1 rRNA gene and 1 other annotated feature (1 of these 2 running past the window's edge) are annotated in these 1,622 nt (G+C 54.4%); the gene reads right to left on the bottom strand.

Going from position 1 to position 1,622, the window contains the following annotated elements:
• Positions 1-29: 29 nt before the first annotated feature.
• Positions 30-138, bottom strand: a 5S ribosomal RNA gene (rrf, locus tag ACESR5_RS11940).
• Positions 139-186: 48 nt separating this feature from the next.
• Positions 187-1,622 (bottom strand) — a sequence feature (most likely nonfunctional fraction of RNA operon); it runs 3,018 nt beyond the window's last position.

The following is a 1,622-nucleotide window of genomic DNA, read 5'->3' on the forward strand; positions in this document are numbered from 1 at the left end:
AGGGAATAGAATGACTATTCCCTCACATGGACTGGCAGCGTGCTATTTTCGCAGTTGCCTACTATCTTCGCCGCTGTGATGCTTAACTTCTGTGTTCGGCATGGGTACAGGTGTTTCCATCACGCCTTCACCACCAGATCCCTTCGAGCACGAACGCTCAAAACTGAACAGCCTCTCTCTTCCACTTCGGCTAAGCCCTCGGTCTATTAGTATCATTCAGCTCAGCATGTCACCATGCTTGCACCCATGACCTATCTACCTCCTCGTCTTGGAGGAACCTTACTTCCGAAGAATGGGAAGTCTCATCTTGGAGGGGGCTTCACGCTTAGATGCCTTCAGCGTTTATCCCTTCCGGACTTGGCTACCCAGCTGTGCCACTGGCGTGACAACTGGTGCACCATCGGTCCGTCCACCCCGGTCCTCTCGTACTGAGGGCAGCTCTCCTCAAACTTCCTGCGCCCACGACAGATAGGGACCGAACTGTCTCACGACGTTCTGAACCCAGCTCGCGTACCGCTTTAATGGGCGAACAGCCCAACCCTTGGAACCGACTTCAGCTCCAGGATGCGATGAGCCGACATCGAGGTGCCAAACCTCCCCGTCGATGTGAACTCTTGGGGGAGATCAGCCTGTTATCCCCAGGGTAGCTTTTATCCGTTGAGCGACGGCCCTTCCATTCGGTGCCGCCGGATCACTAAGCCCGACTTTCGTCCCTGCTCGACTTGTCTGTCTCGCAGTCAAACACCCTTTTGCCTTTGCACTCTGCGCATGGTTTCCATCCATGCTGAGGGTATCTTTGGGCGCCTCCGTTACTCTTTGGGAGGCGACCGCCCCAGTCAAACTGCCCACCTGACACTGTCCCGTCGACAGCTCCATGTCGTCCGGTTAGAACTCCAATGCATCAAGGGTAGTATCCCAACGTCGGCTCCTCGAATACTGGCGTATCCGTATCCTTGCCTCCTACCTATCCTGTACATCATGCATCAGAGTCCAATATCAAGCTACAGTAAAGCTCCATGGGGTCTTTCCGTCTAGTCGCGGGTAACCTGCATCTTCACAGGTACTAAGACTTCACCGAGTCTACAGCCGAGACAGCGCCCAAATCGTTACGCCTTTCGTGCGGGTCAGAACTTACCTGACAAGGAATTTCGCTACCTTAGGACCGTTATAGTTACGGCCGCCGTTTACTGGGGCTTCGGTTCATGGCTTCGCTTTCGCTGACCACTCCCCTTAACCTTCCAGCACCGGGCAGGCGTCACCCCCTATACTTCGACTTGCGTCTTCGCAGAGAGCTGTGTTTTTGGTAAACAGTCGCTTGGGCCGTTTCACTGCGGCTCAGCTTCCACTGAGCACTCCTTCTCCCTAAGTTACGGAGTCATTTTGCAGAGTTCCTTAGCTATAGTTCTCTCGCTCACCTTAGGATTCTCTCCTCACCCATGTGTGTCCATTTTCGGTACGGGCTGTCTGCAGTTTTGCTAGAAGCTTTTCTTGGAAGCCGGCTTTGGCCTCTTCTGTACTTATCGCAATGTTCCATCCGCGTCACGCCTTCGGGTTATGCCATCCGGATTTGCCTGGATGACCCCTACCTCGCTTGCTCCAGCTCTTCCAGCCGCTGGTTGGCC

Origin of the sequence: Clostridium sp. AUH-JLR23 (genome assembly GCF_964238065.1) — a bacterium.
Classification (GTDB): Bacteria; Bacillota_I; Bacilli_A; order Erysipelotrichales; family Coprobacillaceae; genus Allocoprobacillus; species Allocoprobacillus merdigallinarum.